Origin of the sequence: Winkia neuii subsp. neuii DSM 8576, from assembly GCF_000420405.1 — a bacterium.
GTDB classification, from domain to species: Bacteria; Actinomycetota; Actinomycetes; order Actinomycetales; family Actinomycetaceae; genus Winkia; species Winkia neuii.
In genome coordinates this window covers 313611-335039 of record NZ_ATUW01000002.1, presented here as the reverse complement: position 1 = coordinate 335039, position 21429 = coordinate 313611, and the positions used below count along the sequence as shown (strand labels likewise).

General features: G+C 58.0%; 19 protein-coding genes. 10 read left to right on the top strand and 9 right to left on the bottom strand.

The features are described from left to right. Window positions 1-76: 76 nt before the first annotated feature. A complete protein-coding gene (metG, locus tag G437_RS0103255; protein ID WP_024331165.1) occupies window positions 77-1891 on the top strand; it encodes a methionine--tRNA ligase in 1815 nt (604 codons plus the stop codon). A gap of 140 nt (window positions 1892-2031) precedes the next feature. On the opposite strand, the gene G437_RS0103250 is transcribed toward metG, so the two are convergent. The 6 genes from G437_RS0103250 to G437_RS0103225 form a co-directional block, all read right to left on the bottom strand. Further along, on the bottom strand, window positions 2032-2601 hold the full coding sequence (locus tag G437_RS0103250; protein WP_024331164.1) for a hypothetical protein: 570 nt from the start codon (window positions 2599-2601) through the stop codon (window positions 2032-2034). Between the two features lie 28 nt (window positions 2602-2629). Then, window positions 2630-3322, bottom strand: a complete 693-nt coding sequence (locus tag G437_RS0103245) for a hypothetical protein (protein ID WP_024331163.1) — start codon at window positions 3320-3322, stop codon at window positions 2630-2632. 294 nt (window positions 3323-3616) lie between these two features. Further along, window positions 3617-4198 carry a hypothetical protein gene (locus G437_RS0103240; protein ID WP_024331162.1) on the bottom strand — a complete coding sequence of 194 codons (582 nt, stop codon included), beginning with the start codon at window positions 4196-4198 and terminating at the stop codon, window positions 3617-3619. Between the two features lie 14 nt (window positions 4199-4212). Beyond that, window positions 4213-4908, bottom strand: a complete 696-nt coding sequence (locus G437_RS0103235; protein ID WP_024331161.1) for a hypothetical protein — start codon at window positions 4906-4908, stop codon at window positions 4213-4215. Between the two features lie 220 nt (window positions 4909-5128). After that, window positions 5129-5539 (bottom strand): hypothetical protein, encoded by a 411-nt coding sequence (locus G437_RS0103230; RefSeq protein WP_024331160.1) that lies wholly within the window; start codon window positions 5537-5539, stop codon window positions 5129-5131. Beyond that, window positions 5536-6786 (bottom strand): PspC domain-containing protein, encoded by a 1251-nt coding sequence (locus G437_RS0103225; protein ID WP_024331159.1) that lies wholly within the window; start codon window positions 6784-6786, stop codon window positions 5536-5538. The genes G437_RS0103230 and G437_RS0103225 overlap by 4 nt, the downstream gene beginning before the upstream one ends. Before the next feature lie 114 nt (window positions 6787-6900). Here G437_RS0103225 and G437_RS0103220 point away from each other — a divergent pair, with 114 nt between their 5' ends. The 7 genes from G437_RS0103220 to purN all read left to right on the top strand — a co-directional run bounded on the left by G437_RS0103220 (window position 6901) and on the right by purN (window position 15479). Then, the gene (locus G437_RS0103220; RefSeq protein ID WP_070454394.1) at window positions 6901-8124 is read left to right on the top strand and encodes an ATP-binding protein; all 1224 of its coding nucleotides are present in this window, start codon (window positions 6901-6903) and stop codon (window positions 8122-8124) included. Next, window positions 8121-8762, top strand: a complete 642-nt coding sequence (locus G437_RS0103215) for a response regulator (RefSeq protein ID WP_024331157.1) — start codon at window positions 8121-8123, stop codon at window positions 8760-8762. Before G437_RS0103220 ends, G437_RS0103215 begins: the two co-directional genes overlap by 4 nt. 55 nt (window positions 8763-8817) lie before the next feature. After that, window positions 8818-11229, top strand: coding sequence for a DNA helicase PcrA (gene pcrA, locus G437_RS0103210; protein WP_024331156.1), 2412 nt, complete (start codon window positions 8818-8820; stop codon window positions 11227-11229). A 165-nt stretch (window positions 11230-11394) separates the two neighbouring features. After that, a complete protein-coding gene (sucC, locus tag G437_RS0103205; protein ID WP_024331155.1) occupies window positions 11395-12561 on the top strand; it encodes an ADP-forming succinate--CoA ligase subunit beta in 1167 nt (388 codons plus the stop codon). 2 nt (window positions 12562-12563) lie between these two features. Next, window positions 12564-13469: a succinate--CoA ligase subunit alpha gene (gene sucD / locus G437_RS0103200; RefSeq protein ID WP_024331154.1), complete on the top strand. Its 906-nt coding sequence runs from the start codon at window positions 12564-12566 to the stop codon at window positions 13467-13469. A gap of 43 nt (window positions 13470-13512) precedes the next feature. Then, entirely contained in the window at window positions 13513-14922 is a 1410-nt protein-coding gene (locus tag G437_RS0103195; RefSeq protein WP_024331153.1) for a cell division protein PerM, read from the top strand. Further along, window positions 14919-15479 carry a phosphoribosylglycinamide formyltransferase gene (gene purN / locus G437_RS0103190; RefSeq protein ID WP_024331152.1) on the top strand — a complete coding sequence of 187 codons (561 nt, stop codon included), beginning with the start codon at window positions 14919-14921 and terminating at the stop codon, window positions 15477-15479. The genes G437_RS0103195 and purN overlap by 4 nt, the downstream gene beginning before the upstream one ends. Here the strand turns inward: purN and G437_RS0103185 are convergent. Continuing rightward, window positions 15463-16455: an NAD(P)-dependent oxidoreductase gene (locus G437_RS0103185; RefSeq protein ID WP_024331151.1), complete on the bottom strand. Its 993-nt coding sequence runs from the start codon at window positions 16453-16455 to the stop codon at window positions 15463-15465. The genes purN and G437_RS0103185 overlap by 17 nt on opposite strands. 103 nt (window positions 16456-16558) lie before the next feature. Here G437_RS0103185 and purH point away from each other — a divergent pair, with 103 nt between their 5' ends. Both purH and G437_RS0103175 read left to right on the top strand, forming a co-directional pair. Then, window positions 16559-18358, top strand: a complete 1800-nt coding sequence (gene purH, locus G437_RS0103180; RefSeq protein WP_391592317.1) for a bifunctional phosphoribosylaminoimidazolecarboxamide formyltransferase/IMP cyclohydrolase — start codon at window positions 16559-16561, stop codon at window positions 18356-18358. 2 nt (window positions 18359-18360) lie between these two features. Further along, on the top strand, window positions 18361-18672 hold the full coding sequence (locus tag G437_RS0103175) for a hypothetical protein (protein WP_141739487.1): 312 nt from the start codon (window positions 18361-18363) through the stop codon (window positions 18670-18672). Here G437_RS0103175 and G437_RS0103170 read toward each other — a convergent pair. Both G437_RS0103170 and G437_RS0103165 read right to left on the bottom strand, forming a co-directional pair. Next, window positions 18665-20713, bottom strand: coding sequence for an NAD(+) synthase (locus G437_RS0103170; RefSeq protein ID WP_024331148.1), 2049 nt, complete (start codon window positions 20711-20713; stop codon window positions 18665-18667). The genes G437_RS0103175 and G437_RS0103170 overlap by 8 nt on opposite strands. Window positions 20714-20768: 55 nt before the next feature. Then, window positions 20769-21410 (bottom strand): TetR/AcrR family transcriptional regulator, encoded by a 642-nt coding sequence (locus G437_RS0103165; protein ID WP_024331147.1) that lies wholly within the window; start codon window positions 21408-21410, stop codon window positions 20769-20771. Window positions 21411-21429 lie beyond the last annotated feature (19 nt).

The following is a 21429-nucleotide window of genomic DNA, read 5'->3' as shown; positions in this document are numbered from 1 at the left end:
GCCTGATAGTTGCAGATAGCATACACCAAAATGGCCCGGCTAAAAGTATGTGGAAAAAAATACTAAGATGGTACCCATGAGTCGAGTACTATCTTCTGTTGCCTGGCCCTACGCAAACGGGCCCCGTCATATTGGACACGTTGCAGGTTTTGGCGTCCCGTCGGACGTCTTCAGCCGTTACATGCGAATGGCCGGCCACGATGTACTCATGGTTTCAGGCACAGACGAACACGGTACTCCCATCTTGGTGGCAGCTGACGCCGAGGGGATAAGTGCTCGCGAGTTGGCTGACCGAAACAATCGCTTGATCGTCGAAGATCTGACCGCTCTGGGGCTCTCGTACGACCTTTTTACACGTACCACCACCGGCAACCACTACAAAGTTGTCCAGTCAATGTTCGAAACTGTCCGCGACAATGGGTACATGGTCGAGCAGTCCATGGGAGCGGCAATTAGCCCATCTACCGGGCGCACCCTACCAGACCGCTATATCGAGGGCACCTGCCCGCTGTGTGGGTACGAGGGCGCTCGCGGCGACCAGTGCGACAATTGCGGCAAGCAGCTTGATCCCACAGATCTGATAAAACCCAGATCAAAGATCAATGGCGAAACTCCGGAATTCGTCGAGACTACGCACTACTTTTTGGATCTGCCTGCCCTCGCCGACGCACTTGGCAAGTGGCTCGACGAACGCGAAGAGTCTGACACCTGGCGCCCTAACGTCATCCGTTTCAGCCAGAATCTGCTAGGTGAGATCAAGCCGCGCGCCATGACCCGCGACATTGACTGGGGAATCCCAGTTCCCGGCTGGGAGGATCAGCCGAATAAGCGCTTGTACGTATGGTTTGACGCTGTGGTGGGGTACCTGTCTGCTTCGATTGAATGGGCTCGCCGCAATGGTGATCCAGAGGCGTGGCGCAAGTGGTGGAACGATCCCGAGGCCCTGTCCTACTACTTCATGGGTAAGGACAACATTGTGTTCCATTCGCAGATTTGGCCTGCCGAATTGCTTGGTTACAACGGCGAGGGCGACAAGGGGGGCACTCCGGGCAAGCTCGGCAAGCTCAACCTGCCCACCGAGGTGGTTTCTTCTGAGTTCCTTACTATGGAGGGCAAAAAGTTTGCCTCTTCGCGCGGCATCGTGATTTACGTGCGCGATATGTTGGAGCGCTACCAGGCTGATGCGCTGCGCTATTTTATTTCTGCCGCCGGCCCGGAAACTCATGATGCCGACTTCACCTGGCAGGAATTCGTGCGACGTACCAATGGCGAACTTGTGGCTGGGTGGGGCAATCTAGTGAACCGCACCGCCTCTATGATTCACAAGCGTTTCGGCCAGATTCCTACTCCCGCGGAGCTCGAGGAAGTAGACCGGAAACTGCTCGACGCGGTCGAAGCGGGCTTTGACGCTGTTGGCGAGCTGATTCGTACCCATAGGCAGAAAGCTGCTCTTTCCGAGGCTATGCGGTTGGTAGGCGAGGCAAATAGGTACGTTGCCGAGACTCAACCGTTCAAGCTGAAGGCAGACGAGGAGCGGGCCCGTCTGGGCACAATTTTGTGGACCTTAGCCCAGGTGGTCTCCGATCTGAACTTGATTCTTTCGCCATTCTTACCCTTCTCGGCTAATGCCGTTGACAAGGTATTGGGAGGTTCAGGGCAGGTGGCTCCTATGCCCCACATTGAAGAGGTCGAAGATCTGGACGTGAAGGCCGAGGATGGCAGTCCTCGCAAGTATCCGATTATCACCGGTGATTACACGGGTGCTCCAAAGTGGGGTCGCCATGAGGTGCAGGTGGGGCTTCCGATTGAAAAGCCCAAGCCAGTCTTCCAAAAGCTCGACGAGGACGTAGTTGAGCAGGAACTGCAGCGTTATTCAAATCTGGGTGAATAAGCGTTCAGGTATATAAAAATGCCAGCGGCCGAATGCCGCTGGCATTTTTATGCCCTCTAAACCTTCTGCGTGGTTGCCCGTGGGCAAGAAGGAAGAGCTAGTTCCCCGGCTTGAGCCGGGGAACAAACCTTATGGGAGGATTAGAAGACACCCATCGACTTTCCACCTGTGTCGAGGGTGGTGAAGTGGCGGGAATCTACGTTCTGGTCGTTACCCTTGGAGTTGTCGCCGGCGATGCGGGATACCTGGGTAATGGTGATGTAGTTCTTCAAACGGCCTTCCTGGGTATCGCCATCGCCGAAGGACAGCCAGCCAACCAGCTGGTCTTCCCCTGCAGCGACAGGGTTGGATAGGGTCAGTTCGAAGGTGCGAGTCGAGGTCTTGGTGTTGAAACCGAGATCGCGAATGTAGGCTCCCTTCAGGTGCCCGGTAGTGATCAGGCGATCGACTCCGCGCGGACCCTGAGCAGTGTGTACCTGAACTAGGAAACGAACGGCCGGGAAATCAGCGTAGTAACGCTGGGACCCGACGTTCTTGATGTGAATGCCAACAGAGCCAGCAAAGCCGGGGGACTTCATGCCGGAAACGGTCATGGAGGCGGTTAGATCTTTTTCAGCAGTGGTGCCTGCGTTAGCAGCAGAAACGCCGAAGCCGGCTATACCGGTGGCAAGAGCAAAAGTTGCTGCAGCAGCACGAGTAAAACGCTTCATTTTATTGCTTTCCTTCTACTTTTCAGGCTCAGTGGGAGTCGGCGGGGTTGTTGTATAGCTTCATCTGCACTTCGTTCTTTACCGGAACGAAGGCGCGCCATGCGGTGGGGTTGGACCAGGTGCCGTTGAGCTTGCAGAACTGCTGGGTGCCGGTCATCGAGATGGTGCGGAAGCCGTAGGTGGCTTCGCCGGTGTAGCCCGCAGGAACGTCGTAGGGGCCCACGTCTTGGCCAACCTGCCAGGACAAGGAGTACGAGGCCGAGCCCCCGATTTCCTTGGCGAGGGTGTAGGCAATGCCAGCGTTGCTGTTGCCGTCCTTGCCGACCTTAGTGGAGCCGCCGAGGTTGATGCTTAGGGTCTCGGACTGAGAGCCGTTCACCGAGATGGAGACGGACTGCGACTTAGACAGAGACTGCTTCAGCGGAATAGTGTTCTTGGACTTATTAGTTGCCGAAATGGTGCCTACGGGGAAGAACTTGTCGGTCACCTTGTAAACCACGGTGCGGTGGTCTTCCCAGGGGTTGCACACGGGGTGCGGATTTACGATGTTGGCCTTGATGTGGTCGCTGCCGTGAGAAGTGTGAACGATGGGCAGCTTAGCATTGGTTTGAGGGGTTTCAGGGTAGTCGTTTTCGATGGTGTCCGCCATTGCAGGGGCAGCGACTACAGAAAGTAGTAGTGCACTGCCACCGACGGCGCCAGCTACGCGGGTTAACTTCATAATCATTCCTTTGAAACTGGTAATTGGCTGAGCGGTTGCTCTGTTTCAAAGGGTAAGGCTTAAACGCGCAGGTAGCTAGGCGTTTCAGATTAGAAATGCTTAAGGTGCGAAGGTGCTAATCCTCGCTTTAATCTTTGTGTGAATAAAAGTGCAGGTTATCGGCTAACCGGGCGGTAAGCATTAAAAATAAGGTTAAAGAAAAATAATGAACGTGGGCGACTGCACAACGCGTTAATGAAAGTTGCGGAGGCGCAAAGCGCCTCCGCAACCCCATCTACGCCAGGTCAGAGAGAATTAGAAGATGCCGTTGGAGGAACCGCCGGTATCCAAAGTGGTGTGGTGGCGGGAATCTACATTCTGGTCGTTTCCCTTGGAGGTGTCGTCCTTGAGGCGCGATACCTGGGTGACGGTGATGTAGTTCTTCAGCCGTCCTTCCTGGGTAAGGCCGTCGCCAAAGGAGAAGTAGCCGATTAGCTGGTCTTCGCCGACGTTCACCGGGTTGGATAGGGTCACCTCGAAGGTGCGAGTTGAGGTCTTCGGGTCGAAGCCGAGATCGCGAGTGTAGGCGCCCTTTAGGTTGCCAGTGGTGATAAGACGATCGACGCCGCGGGGGCCCTGAGCGGTGTGTACCTGAACGTGGAAACGAATGGCCGGGAACTCGCCGTAGTAACGGGAGGAGCCGACATTTTTGACGTGGACAGCTACTGAACCGGCGTATCCGGGGGCTTTCATTCCGGAGACGGTGTAGCTGGGGGCTAGGTCGAGCTCGCTCTTGGAGGGGGCATCAGCTGCTAGTGCGGAGCCGCCCAGAGCGGCTAGGCCGGTAGAAAATGCGAATGCAGCAGCGGCTGCACGAGTCAGGTGCTTCTTTAGCATTGGTTATCTCCGTATCAGTAGGAATCGGCCGGGTTCTTGTATAGCTTCATCTGCACTTCGTTCTTCACCGGAACGAAGGCGCGCCATGCGGTGGGGTTAGACCAGGTACCGTTAGCCTTGCAGAACTGCTGGGTGCCGGTCATCGAGATGGTGCGGAAGCCGTAGGTGGCTTCGCCAGTGTTGCCCGCGGGAACGTCGTAGGGGCCGATCTGCTGACCGGTCTCCCAGGTGAGGGAGTAGGAGGCTTCTCCGCCAATCTTCTTGGCCAGGGTGTAGGCAATGCCAGCTTCGCTGTTGCCGTCCTTGCCGACCTTAGTGGAGCCGCCGAGGTTGATGTTTAGGGTCTCGGACTGGGAGCCGTTCACTGAGACGGAAACGGTCTGAGACTTGGAGAGAGATTGCGATAGCGGGATGGTGTTCTTCGACTTGTTGGTGGTCGAGATAGTCCCAACTGGGGAGAAGTTGTCGGTTACCTTGTAGACGACGGTGCGGCGGTCTTCAAGGGAGTTGCACACGGGGTGCGGGTTCAAAATGTTGGCCTTGAGGTGGTCGCTACCGTGCGAGGTGTGGACGATAGGCAGAGAGGCGTTGGTTGCCGGAGTCTCTGGGTAGGTGTCGGTCTTGGTGTCCGCGAGCGCCGGGGCTGCTGCCATCGTGGCGAGCAGGGCGCCGCTACCAAGAGTAGCTGCAATCTTGCTAGTCAACTTCATGAGCGGTCCTCATTTCTTTGGTTTACTCAGAGCCGGTTAGCTCCTAAAACCGACCATAGGGAAGGAATTGGCTCTTGGCTAGTTAAAAACGGTTCGTATAAAGTCACCAAACCCCTTTCTACCACGCGTTTTAATGTTCGCAAAAGCGCCCTTACCGGCAGGAAGAGGGTGCCGGTAGGGCGCTTCATTAATGAAATCCTAGAAAATTCAAATGTGGACTTTAATGTTGGTAGTTGTTAGACTCGGCGTTTACAGTCTTTCTTTTTTCGCCTCCTAGGGTTGCCAGTGCGGCTATGATCAGCCCCGCGCCGGTGAAAGCCAGGATCCCTCCCAATATTCCGCTTATCGATAGGTGTAGTCCCGCTCCGATTGCAATTGACAAGATGGCAACGGCCAGGGCAAGCAGGTACCAGGCGATGGCGATCCACGACACTTTGGGGACGGTGACGGTCTGGCGAATGGGTGCCGGGGCAGGGGTGCCGATTTCTTGCGTTGGAGTGGAAGCTGTGGGCCCGCCTAGTTTGCGCCAGTCCTGGCTAGCCGAGGGCAACACTTGGGTATCTTCGGCAGGGGGTGCTGCGGTAGGTTCTGTAGCGGGCAGAGGGCGGGTAGGTTCATTTGCGGTGCTCATTTGATCTTCCCTTCAATAAGTGTCAGGCGGCCGCCCTTTACGTGGAGCCGGTACCTGTGTTTGGCTTTTTCTTCGTCGCTGCCGCGGGTGAGGATGCAGGTGTTGGTCTGATCGACGTTGCGAGATTCTAGCCGGTAGGGGCCGTCGCCTAGCTGCAGGTCAGCTGCCTCGAGTGTGCCAGTTGGCAGCGGCAGGTTGTTGTTGAAAGTGAACGAGGTCGCGTTCTTTGGCAGGTTCGTCTGCCACGTTTGAGCCATTACTGTGGTGAGCGTGCGACCTTGGTCCATGGTGATTTCGATCGTGCCCTTCCAGTTTGGCGGAATTAGCACTGTTGCGTCCGAGGCGTAGGAGTGGGAGACAATTCCGCCTTCGACCGGAGAATTCAGATCGCTGAGCGACTCTGCCCGCAATTGGAAGGCGCGTTGGCCTAAGATTTCGCCGGCTTTTGAAACTGGAGTGGTGGCGATCTCGTTAGGTACTGCCCACACGATTAGAAGTAGGGGGGAGCCGAAAATTAGGGCTAGCGTAGCTAAAATGCCGGGCAGGCCAGATTTGTGGCCGCGCGCATTCGCAACTAGAGCAGTAAGAGCAAAGATCGCGAGTGCGATACCGAAAGCTGTCAGCAAGGTGGCGGCGGTGGCCGGCGAACTCACCAGAATGTAGAGGGCGGCGCCAAGCAGTCCGAGACCGGCCCCAGCCAGTTGCAATTTCCCACTGAGCGCGGGCTTTACCTGACGCGGAGGCAGCGGCTTAGGTGGGGCGGTGGGTTCCGGCCTTGCGCCTGCGTCGGAGGAGGGCGAAAAGTCAGCTGGGCGGGAGGCGGGAGCAGAGTTTTTGCGACCGGATTTCTTGCCGGACGTTTTGGCCAACAAAAGGCAGATTACCCCCAACACGACGATGGACAGTAGTGCCCAGGAGCCGGCTGCGCTGTTATCCCAGCTGGTAATGCTTAGGACGCCGAAAAGGATAAAGAATCCCGCCCCAAACAATCCTGCTCCAGGCGAGGTGAGGTTATCCATGTGGGAGGCGCCACTGGCATCCGGCAGTAGGAGCCAGGCCAAACCGTAGCTCAGCATGGCGCCGGGAAAAAAGAATAGAGCAAGAACTACCGCTAGGATACGAATTAGGTTCAGATCGTAGCCGGTGGCGTTCCTTATGGCCCCGCAGACTCCGCCGAGGACGCCATGGGAACGTATCCACGCGCCCTCGGCCAATTTCGTGGACAAAGACTTGCTTGTATTTTTCATACTTCTATCTCAGCAGCGAAGCCGGCTCGTAACTATTAGGGACTACCCTGATTTATCCCTGAATATGCTTCCACTAGCTATGATGGGCACTGCCAGCATGCAATCATCGAAGCTATGAGATTGCCTCTTCGCCGAATTAGTAGCCCGATCGCGCTGGCCACGCGCTCGCCTCGGCCGTGGTTAGCCGGAGTTTGCGCAGGCCTTTCTTTGCACACGAAGGTGCCCGTTGGGTGGGTGCGCCTAGTCTTTGCGCTGGCTTCCCTGACGGGGATTTCGTTTCCTATCTACCTGTGGTTGTGGATCTCGATCCCCGTGGGCGATCCGTGGGCGAGCAGCCAGTCCGAACGGCGCATTCAAGCCGGGGCCCTCTCTAAGACATTGGCTGAAAAACAAAGTGCGGCCCCCGACGAGTACGCTCCCAAGCGGATAATGCTGGCGGTAGGCATATTTGCAGTGTGTGCCGGCAGCGCGATCAGTATCGGCTATCCCTCCCTAACGGAGCTATCCCCGGTGGCGTGGACGGGAATCTTGGTGGCTTCCGGCGTGATTCTAATTTGGGGCCAGCGCGATTTGGGCCAGCGAAGCTCAGGAAAAACTATTGCTGCCCTGGGCGGGGGTATCCTGCTGGTTGCCGTTGGGGTAGTAAACCTGGTGGGCAGAGCTGTAGGGGTAGTAGGGCCCTTCAACTCTGCGGTGGTCGCATTGGCAATGCTGGCTGGAATTGGTGCCGCAATAGCGCCCGTGTGGGTGCGTCTTACCGACGAACTAGGCAAGAGCCGGGCCGAACAAGTACGGGAGGCCACCCGCGCTGACATCGCAGCCCACCTGCACGATTCCGTATTGCAGACTCTAGCTTTGATCCGGGCGAGGGCGGAGGATCCCGTTGCCGTGCGCACGCTTGCGCGCAGGCAGGAGAGGGAGTTGCGCACCTGGCTTTACCAGGGGGAAGAATCCCAATACGATTCCGTGGTTGCGTTGGTGGGGGCCAAAATTGCCGAGGTCGAAGATCGCTACGGGGTGGCGATCGAATACGTGCACGTGTCCGATCTGAAACCGGGGCCTTTCACACACGCGGCTGGGCCCATAATTCAGGAGGCCTGCCAAAATGCTGCCGCCCACGGCAAACCTCCAATCTCGGTCTACCTGGAATGCTCGGGCAAATCCTTGCAAGCGTGGGTGAAAGATCGCGGGACGGGATTCGACCTGGACAATGTTCCCCCTGACAGGCATGGAGTACGCGACTCTATACTGGGCAGAGCGGAGCGCCTTGGGGGCATAGCCACCATCAATTCGAGCGAGGCCGGAACGGAAATCTACCTGTCGTTGGAGGACAAATGATCACCGTGGTGATAGTTGACGACCACGCCCTAGTGAGGGCCGGGGTGCGCAGCGAGCTGGCTGGTTTTAGCGACAAAATTCAGGTGGTGGGCGAAGCTGCCAACGTTGAAGAAGCATTGGCCGTGGTGGACGAAACCAAGCCAGATGTGACCTTGCTCGATGTGCACCTGCCGGGTGGGCGCGGGGGCGGAGGTGCCGAGGTCGCTGCCCAGATCAGCGCCACTACAAAATGCTTGGCACTGTCGGTGTCGGATTCGGCAACCGACGTTGTCTCAGTGATTCGCTCCGGCGCTCGCGGCTACGTAACCAAATCTATTGAGGCTGCAGACCTGGTTGCCGCAATTGAACGGGTGGCCAGCGGTGACGCTGCTTTCTCTCCGCGGCTGGCGGGATTTGTACTCGATGCGTTTGGCACCCAACAGGTTGCCGGCACCGACGAGGAACTCGATCGGCTGAGCGCGCGCGAACTCGAGGTCATGCGCCTTATTGCTCGCGGCTACACCTACAAGGAGGTTGCGGCGAAACTGTTCATTTCCATCAAAACGGTCGAGACTCACGTTTCGAAGGTGCTTCGCAAGTTACAGTTGTCGAATCGGAACGAGCTCACCAGGTGGGCGAGTGCCCGCTCTCTCATATAGTGAAGTGTCTCCACTAGAGTGCTCATCTGACGGAGGTGGCAGCTAGGGTAGTGGGGTGGATTCTTTATTTGACGCCCTCTTGCCAGCAAGTTCGCTAAAGCCTTCTGCTGCAGCCACGCTGCCGCAGGTCATGGTCGAACCAGACCAGGAATATCTGGACTCTCTGTCCCAGCTGCAGGCGCCGGAAGAGGAGCGGGCAGCCGAGACCCACCCGCCCCTTGCAGGTGAGGAAATAACGCAGGGGCTCAACGGGCCGCAAAAACAGGCTGTCACCTACGAGGGCGGGCCACTGCTAGTTATGGCAGGGGCAGGCAGCGGCAAGACTCGGGTACTCACTAGGCGCATAGCCTACTTGCTTGCCACGGGGAGGGCCCTGCCCGGGCAGATTCTGGCCATTACCTTCACTAACAAGGCTGCTGCCGAGATGCGCGAGCGCGCTTGCGATCTGGTGGGGGCGCAGGCAAAACGCATGTGGGTGTCTACTTTCCACTCTGCGTGCGTGCGCATTTTGCGACGTGAACACGATCTGGTAGGTCTCAAATCGACTTTCTCGATTTACGATTCGGCGGATCAGCAACGGCTGTTAACCTTGCTGGCCAAAGAAAAGGCGGTGGATCTAAAGAAGTTCTCGGCCCGGACCCTCTCGGGACGTATATCGGATCTCAAGAACGAGCTGATCAACCCTTCCGATTACGCGCAAAAGGCGGGTAAAGACCCCCTCTCCAGGGTGGTTAGTCAAATCTATCCGCTCTATCAAAAACGCTTGCACGAGGCCAACGCGGTAGATTTTGACGATCTAATTATGCTCACGGTCCGCCTGCTGCAGGAAAACCCTGGCGTTGCCGACCACTACAGGCGCCGCTTCCGCCACATTCTGGTAGACGAATACCAGGACACCAACCACGCCCAGTACGTGCTGGTGCGGCTATTGGTAGGTCCAGAGGGCGCTACCCCGCCCCCGGCTGAGCTCACGGTGGTAGGTGATTCTGACCAGTCCATCTATGCCTTCCGCGGGGCCACAATTCGCAACATCGAAGAATTCGAGAAGGACTACCCCAACGCCCACACCATCATGTTGGAACAAAACTATCGTTCCACTCAAAACATTTTGAGCGCGGCCAACGCCGTGATTTCCCAAAATTCGGGGCGCAGGCCCAAAAAATTGTGGACGGACCTGGGGGCTGGGGACAAGATCGTCCTCGACGCTGCAGAATCAGATCGCGGGGAAGCCCTGTTCGTGGTCGAGCAGATCAACGAGCTGGCAGATAAGGGCTACGACTGGGGGGATATTGCTATTTTCTACCGCACTAACGCCCAGTCGCGAATCCTTGAAGATGTGCTAATGCGCGACGGCATCCCCTACCGGGTGGTGGGCGGCACCAAGTTCTACGAACGAGCCGAAATCAAAGATGCTATCGCTTACCTGAGGGCAGTTTCTAACCCCGACGACACCGTGTCCTTGCGTAGGATATTGAACGTGCCCAGGCGCGGTATTGGGGCCAAAGCCGAGGGGGCAATCGCCTCTCACGCGGCAGTGCGGGCAATTAGCTTTGGGCAGGCGCTCGAAGAACTCGACAGGGTCGAGGGCATTTCGAAGAGGGCGGCCAATTCCGCGGAAAAGTTTGCTGAACTGCTGCGCCGAGCCCGTTCCAGAGTCGAGGACGGCGACGGGATCGCCCAGGTGCTGGACTTTTTGCTCGACGAATCGGGCTACGTGGGGGTACTTAGCCAAAGTACGGATCCACGCGACGAAGGACGCATCGAAAACCTGGCTGAGTTACACACGGTAGCTTCAGAATTTGACCTGTCTGAGCCCGACGGCACGCTGGCTGATTTTCTGGAGCGAGTATCGCTTGTCGCCGATTCGGATCAGGTTCCTTCAGAGCGCGGGCAGGTCACCTTGATGACCGTTCACACTGCCAAGGGACTCGAGTTTCCGGTGGTGTTTGTAACCGGCATGGAAGATGGCACGTTCCCACACCAGCGTTCTATGGGGGACCCGGCCGAATTGGCCGAAGAACGCCGCCTTGCCTACGTGGCAATAACTAGGGCACGCAAACTTCTGTATTTGACCAGGGCCGGCTCGCGAAACCAATGGGGCGCGCCAGTAGAGTTGCCGCCCTCGCGCTTCTTAGACGACATTCCGGCGGACATTGTCGACGTGCGCCGCGAGTTCACCCCTACTCAAACCATCGCCAGGGCGGGGGACGCTTTCGGAGCCGGGGGCTGGAATCCCACCAAGTACGCTGGCACAGTGCGCACTAACAGGATGATGCCGAAGGCAGCTAAGCCAGCGGGTAAAGAAATCGTGTTAGCCGTTGGCGACCGCGTCAATCACGACGCCTACGGGCTAGGCCGCGTCCTCGGCGTCGAGGGGACCTGGCCGAACACCACCGCAAAAGTAGATTTTGGCGACGGCACGGTCAAACGTCTCGTATTGCGGTTCGCGCCCTTGGAAAAACTGTAGCCACCCGGCAAATAGAAAGGGGAAGGTGAGGGGGAACTTCGCCCTCGCCGCCCCCTAATCTATTGCGGCTTGGCAGGGCGTTTTTGCTGTGCACGCCCGAATTAGCCGCGATAGGCTTGGTACAATCTCTCGAGGTCGAGACTTGACTACCGGAAGGACAAAGGCGTGGACCTTTATGAGTACCAAGCCCGCGAATTGTTCGCGGCACACGAAGTCCCCGTACTACCTGGAATTGTCGTCGAAACTGCCGCGCAGGCGAGGCAGGCAGCAGAACAGCTTGCAGCCCCGCTGGTGGTTGTGAAGGCGCAGGTAAAAACCGGCGGGCGCGGTAAGGCTGGCGGAGTCAAGCTGGCCCGTAGTCCCCAGGAAGCAGAAGAGGCGGCCGCAGCCATCTTGGGGCTGAACATCAAAGGCCACCAGGTGCGCAAAGTCATGGTTGCGGCCGGAGCTGACATCGACGCGGAGTTTTATTTTTCGATTCTGCTAGATAGGTCCAACAGGCAACATTTGGCCATGTGTTCGCGCGAGGGCGGCATGGAAATTGAGCTCTTGGCAAAGGAACGTCCCGAAGCGCTCGCCAAAGTAGCGGTAAATGCGGACGGGATTGACGAACAGGTGGCGGCACACATTTTAGCCGAGGCAGGTTTTAGCCAGGATGAGGTCGCTCCAATCGTGCCCGTGCTAGTAAAATTGTGGCAGGTCTACAGCGAAGAGGACGCCAAATTAGTTGAGGTGAACCCGCTAGTGCGCGACCAGGAAGGCTCGATTATTGCCTTGGACGGCAAAGTCAGCTTGGATGACAACGCGCGTTTCCGCCACAGTGAACACCAAAGCTATGTGGACACACAAAGTCAAGATCCTCTGGAGGCTAAGGCAAAAGAAAAGGGCCTGAACTACGTTCACCTCGAGGGCGAAGTGGGCGTAATCGGCAACGGGGCTGGCCTGGTCATGTCCACCCTGGACGTGGTGGCATATGCGGGCGAAAAGTACGGAGTAAAACCGGCGAACTTTTTGGACATTGGCGGGGGTGCGTCCTCGCAGGTTATGGCCAATGGGTTGGAAATAATCTTAGGTGATCCGCAGGTGCGCAGCGTATTTGTGAACGTCTTTGGCGGCATTACCGCCTGCGACCAGGTAGCCGAGGGCATTGTCGAAGCGCTGAACATTCTTGGCGAAAACGCCACTAAACCGCTGGTGGTTCGCCTGGACGGGAACAACGTAGAAGAGGGGCGCCAGATTCTAGCGGAGGCAAGCCACCCCCTAGTTACTATGGTCGAAACTATGGACGGCGGGGCCGCCAAGGCCGCAGAACTTGCCGCCGAGAGGAAATAACAATGTCGGTATTTTTAGACGAAAACTCCCGCGTTATTGTTCAGGGCATCACCGGCTCCGAGGGGCGCAAACACACCGGACTAATGCTCAAGGCAGGCACTCGGATAGTTGGCGGCACTAACCCCAAGAAGGCCGGTACTAAGCTGCAGTTCGAAAAAGCGGATGGAAGCAGTACCGAAGTGCCGGTATTTGGCACGGTAGCCCAGGCAAGGGAACAGACTCAGGCCAACGTGTCGGTAATCTTTGTGCCCCCGGCATTTGCCAAGAGCGCTGTAGTTGAGGCCGTAGACGCCGGAATTGAGCTAATCGTAGTCATAACCGAGGGCATTCCGGTACAAGATTCCACCGCTTTCGTAAACTACGCCCTCGAAAAAGGCAGCCGCATAATTGGGCCGAACTGCCCGGGCATCATTAGCCCCGGCAAAGCGAACGCCGGGATCACCCCCGCAAACATTACGGGACCGGGCAGACTGGGATTAGTGTCCAAGTCTGGCACTTTGACCTACCAGATGATGTACGAACTACGCGATCTGGGCTTCACCACCTGCATCGGCATTGGTGGGGATCCGGTGGTGGGCACCACTCACATCGATGCGCTAGCAGCCTTTGAGGACGATCCCGATACCGAACTAATCGTTATGATCGGCGAGATCGGTGGCGACGCGGAAGAACGGGCCGCCGAATACATCAAGGAACACGTGAGTAAACCTGTAGTCGGATATGTGGCGGGCTTTACCGCCCCCGAGGGCAAGACCATGGGCCACGCCGGCGCGATCGTCTCGGGATCTTCAGGCACGGCCGAAGCCAAAAAGAATGCGCTGGAGGCCGGGGGCGTAAAAGTTGGGAAAACCCCTTCCGAAACAGCCCGTTTGGCACGCCAAATACTTTCCGGCCTGAACAAAGCCTAACAGTTCCCTTGTGCCCCCACTTCAGGGGGCACAAGGTGCGCAAATGCGCCTTCGTTTGCGCCCTCCCGGCGCGGGAGAAAACCATTTTGCTTCCGGGGCGGCAACATTGAAGGCGATGAAACCTAAGGCTCGCTCAGAAATCGTAATCCGTCTTCCCGAGGGGTGGTCCAAAGCCGCCTTTGTCGGAGGCGAATACGCTTTCTTGGGTTGGCTCCTACCCGTGGCTGTGGGCCTTCTGGCCTACGTTGCCGAGGCCTCCAATCCCTATCTCGAGGGCGCCAAATGGTCTCAGGCCGTAAGCGTAGCCTCCGACTATTGGCGTCTAGCCTACGCAGGCAGTGCGCCGTTCGCAGGCGGGAGGCTAACCCTCATTCCCCTTGCTCTTCCCATGGCAATGCTCGCCCTGCTTTCGCACGCCATAAAAACCCAGGTGAGCGGATGGGCAAAGATTTTTGTCGCCCTCGGACACGTGCCCGTAGTATTTTTACTCAATGCCCTTACCGGAGGCGGCCTCTCTGGAGCCATGGCCACCACGGCGCTCGCGGTATGCGCGTTGGCAGCGGCGCTGGCGAGCCCGTGGAAAAAGGGGCTGCCAGCTCACGTTCAGGCCGGAGTACGCTTTGCTGAGCGAATGCTGGCGATTCTGGCCGGGGCCTCACTGGGGCTTTTCGCCCTCGCGCTAGTCTTGCACTGGCACGAAGTAGCGGGAATCTACTCGCTTTTGGGGGGCGGCGTCATTGGCGCCTTCGTTGTGACGGCGATCTGGGTGGGGTATTTGCCAAACCTGTGCGTGTGGGCGCTCAGCTGGGTAATTGGGGCTGGCTTTGAGGCCGCCGATGGAGTGGCCTCTTCGCCATTTTCAGTTGCCCGCCTGCCACTGCCCGCGATTCCGCCCTACGCGGCAATCCCGGGGAGAGCCCCCGGAGCAGTCGTTTTGGTAGCTACCGCCTTATTTTTCGTTCTGGCAGGATTTTTGCTGGCGCGAGGGACCCCAACCCGCTCCCGCAAAGAGCGCATTGAATTCTTAATTGCCGGGGTAGGCTCGCTGGCAGTGGCGGTGCTGGTGTTGGGTGCACTTTCGCGTGGTTCTTTGGGAGCCGGGCGCATGGCCGAAGTAGGCCCCCCCCTGGGGGCACTGGCGGCATGGCTTTGTCTGTGTGCTCTGGTGCCAGCGGCCCTGGGCGCGTATTTTGCTGCCCCTGCAGCTCGCGCCGAGCTATCCCGGCTGCTAGGCGCCACTGCCACAGAATCGAAAAAACAAAACGAACAGTATCCCCCGTCTAACGGCGAGAAGGCAGGATCGCATACTGTGCCTGGAACCGGTGCGGTTCCTGAGGGCAAAGCAGAAACTTCCCGCGCGGGTTCTAGCTCGCACAAGCGGTTACGCCTAGTAGTAGATAAAAACGGGGACCCGGAGGCGCCTACCACCGCAATCGCCAGGAAGCAAAAATGAAGCGGATAGTGGTTTTAATATCTGGAACCGGCTCAAATCTAGCGGCTCTGTTGCGCGCCAGTTCCGACCCCAGCTACGGAGCGAAAGTGGTAGCCGTGGTAGCAGACCGCCCTGCCCCCGGCCTCAAATGGGCTACCACCTGTCCCACCCACGTGCTTGCGCTTGCAAACTATCCTTCGCGAGCCGACTGGGACCGCGCCCTCGCCCGAACCGTGGCCCAATATAAGCCCGACCTAGTGGTGTGTGCGGGATTTATGAAATTGCTTGGCGCAGATTTTTTAGCCGCCTTCCCAGGAAAAGTAATAAACACCCATCCTGCACTGCTGCCTGCCTTCCCCGGCACCCACGGGATTGGCGACGCCCTCGCATACGGGGTAAAAATTACCGGCGCCACGCTCTTTTACGTAGACGCCGGTGTAGATACGGGCAAAATTATCGCGCAGGTTGCGGTTCCCGTGTGCGAGGGCGACACAGAACAAACCCTCACGGCAAGGCTGAAAAAAGCTGAAACCGAACAGTTAGTGCGCGAAGTGGGCAGGCTCAGTAGCCGCGCTTAGCGTCCACCGCCAAATCCGGAAGTACGCCCTCGGCAAGCGAACGCGCACACTCGGTAAAGGCCTCAAAGATGTCGCTGCGCGTTAGCGGCCCTGAGACGTGGGGAGTAACCACCACCTGCGGGTGGCCCCAGCGCCAGTCCGAGGGCGGAAGAGGCTCCACCTCGTGTACATCCAGCACGGCTTTGGCGAGGTGGCCGGAATCTAACGCCCAGTGCACCGCGTCAGAATCTACGGTGGGCCCACGTCCCACATTCATAAATACGGCCCCGTTGAGGTTGGAAAGCAAATCCCGCGAAATGATCTTGTCCGTAGCTGGCGTGAGCGGCAGTGCCGAAACTACTAAAGTTGCCTTGCGCAGGTGCGGGGCGCCCTCGTGAAGGGGATAGCAGGCGGAGAACTCTTCCACCTGCCGGCCCGAGGTATTGAGCCCGACTGCTTCTATACCGTATGCAGAGAGCACGCGCGCCACGCCGCAGCCAACCTCCCCGGTGCCGATTACCACCACAGTTGCTGCACGCGGATCAACGTAATTATTGAAGAAATCGGTGTCCCAGGCTCCCGTTTGCTCGTTGGCGCGGAACAGATCGCCACCGCGGGTCAACCACAGGTGGTACGCCAACACGTACTCGCCAATGCGCCGAGGCATGTCCCCGACAGAGTGAGTGAGCACGTAGTTTGCCCCACTGGCGGCCAGGATAGGAGCAGATTTGTCGACCCCGTCAGATTGGGAATGAAACCACTTTACAGACACTTCCCCGGCAAAAGTCCAACTCGGCAGGTCAAAACCTACCCAGGTGTCGGCCCACCGGAAATCCTCCCTGGAAAGTTCATCATTCGGGACGTGGCGGACCTGTGCTCTAACAAATTCCTTCTGCAACGGTTCGGCTAGCGGGGCAGCAAGCGGAGTAGTTAGCAAGATACGCTGCGGAAAAAAGCGCCCAATCGGACAGGGGGCGCCAGAATTAGAAAAACTCATCTTAACTCCTAGGCAAACGCGCTGAGTGCTTCGATTATGGCCCATGGGTTTCGAAATAGCTAAACTGTAGGTGCTCTAGATAATCGCTCCGCTCCCGAAAGGAATCAGCGTGCCCATCCAACCTACTCAAGGTGAAGCAAAAGTTCCCATTAAACGAGCTCTAATTAGTGTCTACGACAAGACCGGATTGGAAGATTTGGTCAGCGCACTTAGCGCAGCGGGGGTACAGATTGTTTCTACCGGTTCCACCGCGAAGCGCATCGAGCAGGCAGGGGCCAACGTTACCGAGGTTAGCCAGGTAACCGGATTCCCCGAGTGTCTAGATGGGCGCGTAAAAACCCTGCACCCCAAAATTCACGCCGGCATTTTGGCCGACCGCCGCAAAACTGCCCACTGCCAAGAGCTCGAAGAGCTCGGAGTAGCACCATTTGACCTGGTTGTTTGCAACCTGTACCCGTTCACCGAGACTGTACGCTCGGGAGCAGATTTTGACGCTTGCGTAGAACAGATCGACATTGGCGGGCCCTCCATGGTGCGGGCGGCAGCCAAAAATCACGCCTCGGTGGCAGTGATTACCGACCCCTCCCGCTACGACGATGTAGTGCAGGCAGTAAAAGACGGCGGGTTCACCGGCCGCCAGCGCCGCGAGCTCGCCGCCGACGCGTTTGCCCACACCGCCGAATACGACGTGGCAGTGTCTGAATGGTTCGACAAGCAGCTGCTCGAAGAAGACTTTGAGGGCACCTCCGAAACGGATTACGAAGACTCCGGTGTGGCTTCCGGGGCTAAACTCCCCGAACTGTTCCAACCCTTATTCGTGAAAGCGGCCGATCTGCGCTACGGCGAAAACCCGCACCAGGAAGCCGCACTCTACGTGGAACTAGAAGAGGAAGACCTACAGGAGCTAGACGAAGAGGACGAGGGCGAAGAAGAACTGGATATCAACTCGGTTGAAGCCAGCCCCGCCCAGGGCATTGCAGGCGCGCTCACCCTTGGGGGCAAGCCGATGAGCTACAACAACTATTCGGATGCCGACGCGGCCCTGCGGGCAGCCTACGACCACCCAGACCAGCCGTGTGTGGCTATCATCAAGCACGCTAATCCCTGCGGAATTGCGGTGGCCGAAGACGTTGCAGCCGCCCACCGCAAAGCTCACGCCTGCGATCCGGTATCGGCCTACGGTGGGGTGATCGCGGTGAACCGCCCGGTAACCTTGCAGCTGGCTCGCCAAATCAAACCGATTTTCACCGAGGTGGTGGTTGCGCCCTCGTTCGAGGCCGATGCCCTCGAATTGCTACGCACAAAGAAGAACCTGCGCATCTTGCAGGTGACTCCCCCAGAGCGGGGAGCCAGCGAAATCAAGCCGATTAGCGGGGGGCTGCTCGTGCAGGCTCGCGACGACGTGGATGCCCCCGGCGACAGCGCTGCTAACTGGAAGTTGGCCGCTGGCAAGGCCGCAGACGAGGCTACCTTGGCGGACTTGGAATTTGCCTGGCGCACTATTCGCGCAGTGCGCTCGAACGCGGTGCTGCTAGCCAAAGACGGAGCTACCGTAGGGGTAGGCATGGGGCAGGTGAATAGAGTCGACTCTGCCAAACTCGCCATTGAGCGGGCAAACACTTTGGGAGCCCGCTCTACCGGCGACGCCGCTAAAGTCGACTCCGCGGGCGGAGCACGAGCAGATGAAGTTCTTTCGGAAAAGCCCGAGGAACGAGCCCGCGGGGCAGTAGCTGCCTCCGACGCCTTCTTCCCGTTTGCCGACGGCCTGCAGGTACTCATTGATGCCGGCGTGAAGGCGGTAGTCCAGCCCGGCGGATCGATCCGCGACGGCGAAGTTATAGAAGCTGCCGAAAAGGCTGGGATCACCATGTACTTCACCGGTACCCGCCACTTCGCCCACTAAGCATGAGGCACGCAGCTGGAAGGAGCGCAGACCCGAGCCCGTTAGAGCCGGCACACCGGACTTCGTCGTTCGTGGTTTTAGGGGTAGTCAGCGCCGCCATCGTTGCGGTGGCGGTGCTGGCCGGCCTCGGCCACGTCCTAACTGCGGTGCGCCTTCTGGCTGCAATTTGCCTGACAGGGGCGCTTTACCGGGCAGTTTTTCCCGGTAGATCGCGTTGGTTCGCCGCGAAACGCGCCTGGATCGACGTAGCAATCCTAGGAGCGTTCGCGGCAGGGCTATGGCTCTTGGCCCCCTACGTCGAACTGGTCATATAGATTCTTTTACCCACTCCAGGTCCGCAAGCCAGGCGTGCGCCGAAGCGTCGGAGGGCATCCGCCAGTCGCCGCGCGGGCTGAGTGAGCCGCCCCCCATTACCTTGGGTCCATTGGGTACGCAAGAGCGCTTGAACTGATTGGCAAAGAAACGTTTGATAAACAGTTCTTCCCACTTCACGATGGTTTCCAGCGCATATTCGCGACGCTCTTCGGCAGGATAGCCAGGCGGGAAATCGCCGCTGGCGTGATTCTTCCACGCATTCCAGCTCATGAACGCAACTTTGGCGGGCAGGTAGCCGCGCCGGGTCAGATAGTATAAATTGAAATCTTGCAGTTCGTAGGGGCCTATCTTTGCCTGGGTAGACTGAATTTGCTCGCCCTCCCTGGCAGGCACTAATTCGGGGCTGATCTCGGTGTTCAAAATAGAATCCAGCACTTTCCCGGCCTCCTGGCCAAACAGATCTTGGGTAATCACCCAGCGAATAACGTGCTGAATCATGGTCTTGGGCAAGCCGGAATTGATTACGTAGTGCGACATGTGGTCGCCCACTCCGTAGGTGCACCAGCCTAGAGCCAACTCGGACATGTCGCCCGTTCCCAGCACGATACCGCCGCGTTGGTTGGCGATGCGGAACAGAAAATCGGTGCGCAAGCCCGCCTGCACATTTTCAAAGGTAACGTCGTAAACCTCTTCGCCCTCGCCGGCGGGGTGACCCATTGCTTTCAGCATTCCCAAAGCGGTGGGGCGAATATCTAGTTCCTCGAAAGTGACCCCAAGTGCCTTCCCGAGGGCGTAGGCGTTGGACTTGGTATGCTCCGACGTGGCAAAACCAGGCATGGTAAAGGCCAAAATGTCGGTACGGGGGCGCTCTAACACGTCCATTGCGCGCGCCGCCACGATGAGGGCGTGCGTAGAATCCAACCCGCCGGAAACGCCGATCACGATCTTGGGGGAGCCAATAGATTCAATGCGCCGCACCAGCGCCGAAACTTGAATGTTGTAGGCTTCAAAGCAATCCTGATCCAGCTGGTTCGGATCGTCGGGGACGAACGGAAAGCGGTCTAGATTGCGCTGTAGAGGGACGGTCTTAGTGGGATCAACCCCAAAATTCCATTCGATCAGCACCGGTTCGAATGCAGCCATCATGGGGGTGGCCGCCCGGCAGTCGTCGAAGCTAGACTGGCGCAGCCGCGAGGCAGCCAAACGATCCAGGTCCACGTCGGCAAAAGTCAACACGTCGGAGCGGGAAAAACGCTGCCCTGCCGCCAGCTGGTCGCCTGCCTCATAGATCATGGTCTGCCCGTCCCAGGCAAGATCTGTAGAAGATTCGCCCAGGCCCGCAGCTGCGTAGACGTAGGCGGTGCCCGTGCGAGCCGATTGGGAAGCCACCATGAGCTCGCGGTCCTTAGCCCGCCCCACGGTAATCGGACTGCCGGAAAGATTGGCAATCACAGAAGCTCCGCTGAGTGCGTCGTAGGTTGACGGCGGCAACGGCACCCACACGTCCTCGCAAATTTCGGGCGAAACGGTAAAGCCGATAATGTCTAGGCAGTCGTAGTGCACGCGGGCGAAGGGCACCAGGTCGTCAGCAATCTGGACTATCCCGTCACCTCCAGCGCGGGCGCCTTCGGCAAAATAACGCTTTTCGTAGAATTCGCCGTACGAAGCCAAATACATCTTGGGGGTGGCTGCCAAAATGCGCCCGCCCTGGATTCCCACACAGCAGTTGTACACCCGTCCGTCGTAGGCCAGGGGAGCCCCTACCAGCAGCAGCGCCCCTAGGTGGGCGGTTTCTTGGGCAATAGTTTCGAGGGCGGCTTCGACCTCGTCCAGAAGTGTCACCTGGTGGAACAAATCGTCCAGGGCATAACCAGAAACGCAAAGCTCGGGAAACACAACCAAAGCTGCTCCGCCCTCGGCTGCCTTCTTGGCCAGGTCCACTATTTGTGTGGCATTGCGTGCCGGGTCGGCAGGCCAGATGCGCGAAGTTGCGGCACACACGCGTGCAAAACCGTGATTGTACAGATTGTTGAACTGCATAGAAATGTTGCTCACAGCTCTATTTTGCCCGCCAGGTGTCCGTTTGCGCATGTTTTCAGCCCCTGCGCCGCAAAGTAGTGCCGGCGGTGGAGGCAACTAAGGCGTGCAAAATAGGCTCCAAAATATTTACTAGTTCGCTGCGCTTCATAGAGGCGAGCGGCTGCATGCGTACCACGTAGCGGAGCAGAATCAGGCCTGCCCCGTAAGCGCCAACTAGTTGGGCGATGAGGGCGGCATCCGGGCCAGTGAAGTCAGCTACGGCTGGAACAATGTCAGAGGCAAAATAGTTGCGAAAGATTCGTTGGGTTTCCTCGTCTGTGACCAGGGCAGAAAATAGGGCCGACAAGGTGCCTGCGGTAGCTGCTTGTTCCCAGGATCCCAAGGCGAGTTTAGACAGTTCACGGCCTAAATCTTGCGTGTGGGATGTTAGGAGATGGTGAATAATTTCCGCAGGATCTTCGGGCAGTGACATGGCCTCCCGAAATAGGCGCTGCTTGGAACCGAAATAATAGTTGATGAGGGCGGGATCGACTCCTGCGTGCCTGGCGATCTTCCTCAGGGTGGCGTCTTGGTAGTGGGAGCGTACAAAAATGTCGTGCGCCGCCTCAAGGATTTTCTGTCGCACCTGCCCGCGTTCGGCCCTAGGGCCCCGTTTTGGGCAGGGAGTAGTAGCAAAAATAAATTTCTTTTCCGACATTGTGAACTGGCTCCTAAAA

Bases quoted from the DNA above. Each gene is read 5' to 3' on its own strand.
- metG (WP_024331165.1), top strand. From the start codon at position 77: ATGAGTCGAGTACTATCTTCTGTTGCCTGGCCCTACGCAAACGGGCCC.
- G437_RS0103250 (WP_024331164.1), bottom strand. From the start codon at position 2,601: ATGAAGCGTTTTACTCGTGCTGCTGCAGCAACTTTTGCTCTTGCCACC.
- G437_RS0103245 (WP_024331163.1), bottom strand. From the start codon at position 3,322: ATGAAGTTAACCCGCGTAGCTGGCGCCGTCGGTGGCAGTGCACTACTA.
- G437_RS0103240 (WP_024331162.1), bottom strand. From the start codon at position 4,198: ATGCTAAAGAAGCACCTGACTCGTGCAGCCGCTGCTGCATTCGCATTT.
- G437_RS0103235 (WP_024331161.1), bottom strand. From the start codon at position 4,908: ATGAAGTTGACTAGCAAGATTGCAGCTACTCTTGGTAGCGGCGCCCTG.
- G437_RS0103230 (WP_024331160.1), bottom strand. From the start codon at position 5,539: ATGAGCACCGCAAATGAACCTACCCGCCCTCTGCCCGCTACAGAACCT.
- G437_RS0103225 (WP_024331159.1), bottom strand. From the start codon at position 6,786: ATGAAAAATACAAGCAAGTCTTTGTCCACGAAATTGGCCGAGGGCGCG.
- G437_RS0103220 (WP_070454394.1), top strand. From the start codon at position 6,901: ATGAGATTGCCTCTTCGCCGAATTAGTAGCCCGATCGCGCTGGCCACG.
- G437_RS0103215 (WP_024331157.1), top strand. From the start codon at position 8,121: ATGATCACCGTGGTGATAGTTGACGACCACGCCCTAGTGAGGGCCGGG.
- sucD (WP_024331154.1), top strand. From the start codon at position 12,564: ATGTCGGTATTTTTAGACGAAAACTCCCGCGTTATTGTTCAGGGCATC.
- G437_RS0103195 (WP_024331153.1), top strand. From the start codon at position 13,513: ATGCGCCTTCGTTTGCGCCCTCCCGGCGCGGGAGAAAACCATTTTGCT.
- purN (WP_024331152.1), top strand. From the start codon at position 14,919: ATGAAGCGGATAGTGGTTTTAATATCTGGAACCGGCTCAAATCTAGCG.
- G437_RS0103185 (WP_024331151.1), bottom strand. From the start codon at position 16,455: ATGAGTTTTTCTAATTCTGGCGCCCCCTGTCCGATTGGGCGCTTTTTT.
- G437_RS0103175 (WP_141739487.1), top strand. From the start codon at position 18,361: ATGAGGCACGCAGCTGGAAGGAGCGCAGACCCGAGCCCGTTAGAGCCG.
- G437_RS0103170 (WP_024331148.1), bottom strand. From the start codon at position 20,713: ATGCAGTTCAACAATCTGTACAATCACGGTTTTGCACGCGTGTGTGCC.
- G437_RS0103165 (WP_024331147.1), bottom strand. From the start codon at position 21,410: ATGTCGGAAAAGAAATTTATTTTTGCTACTACTCCCTGCCCAAAACGG.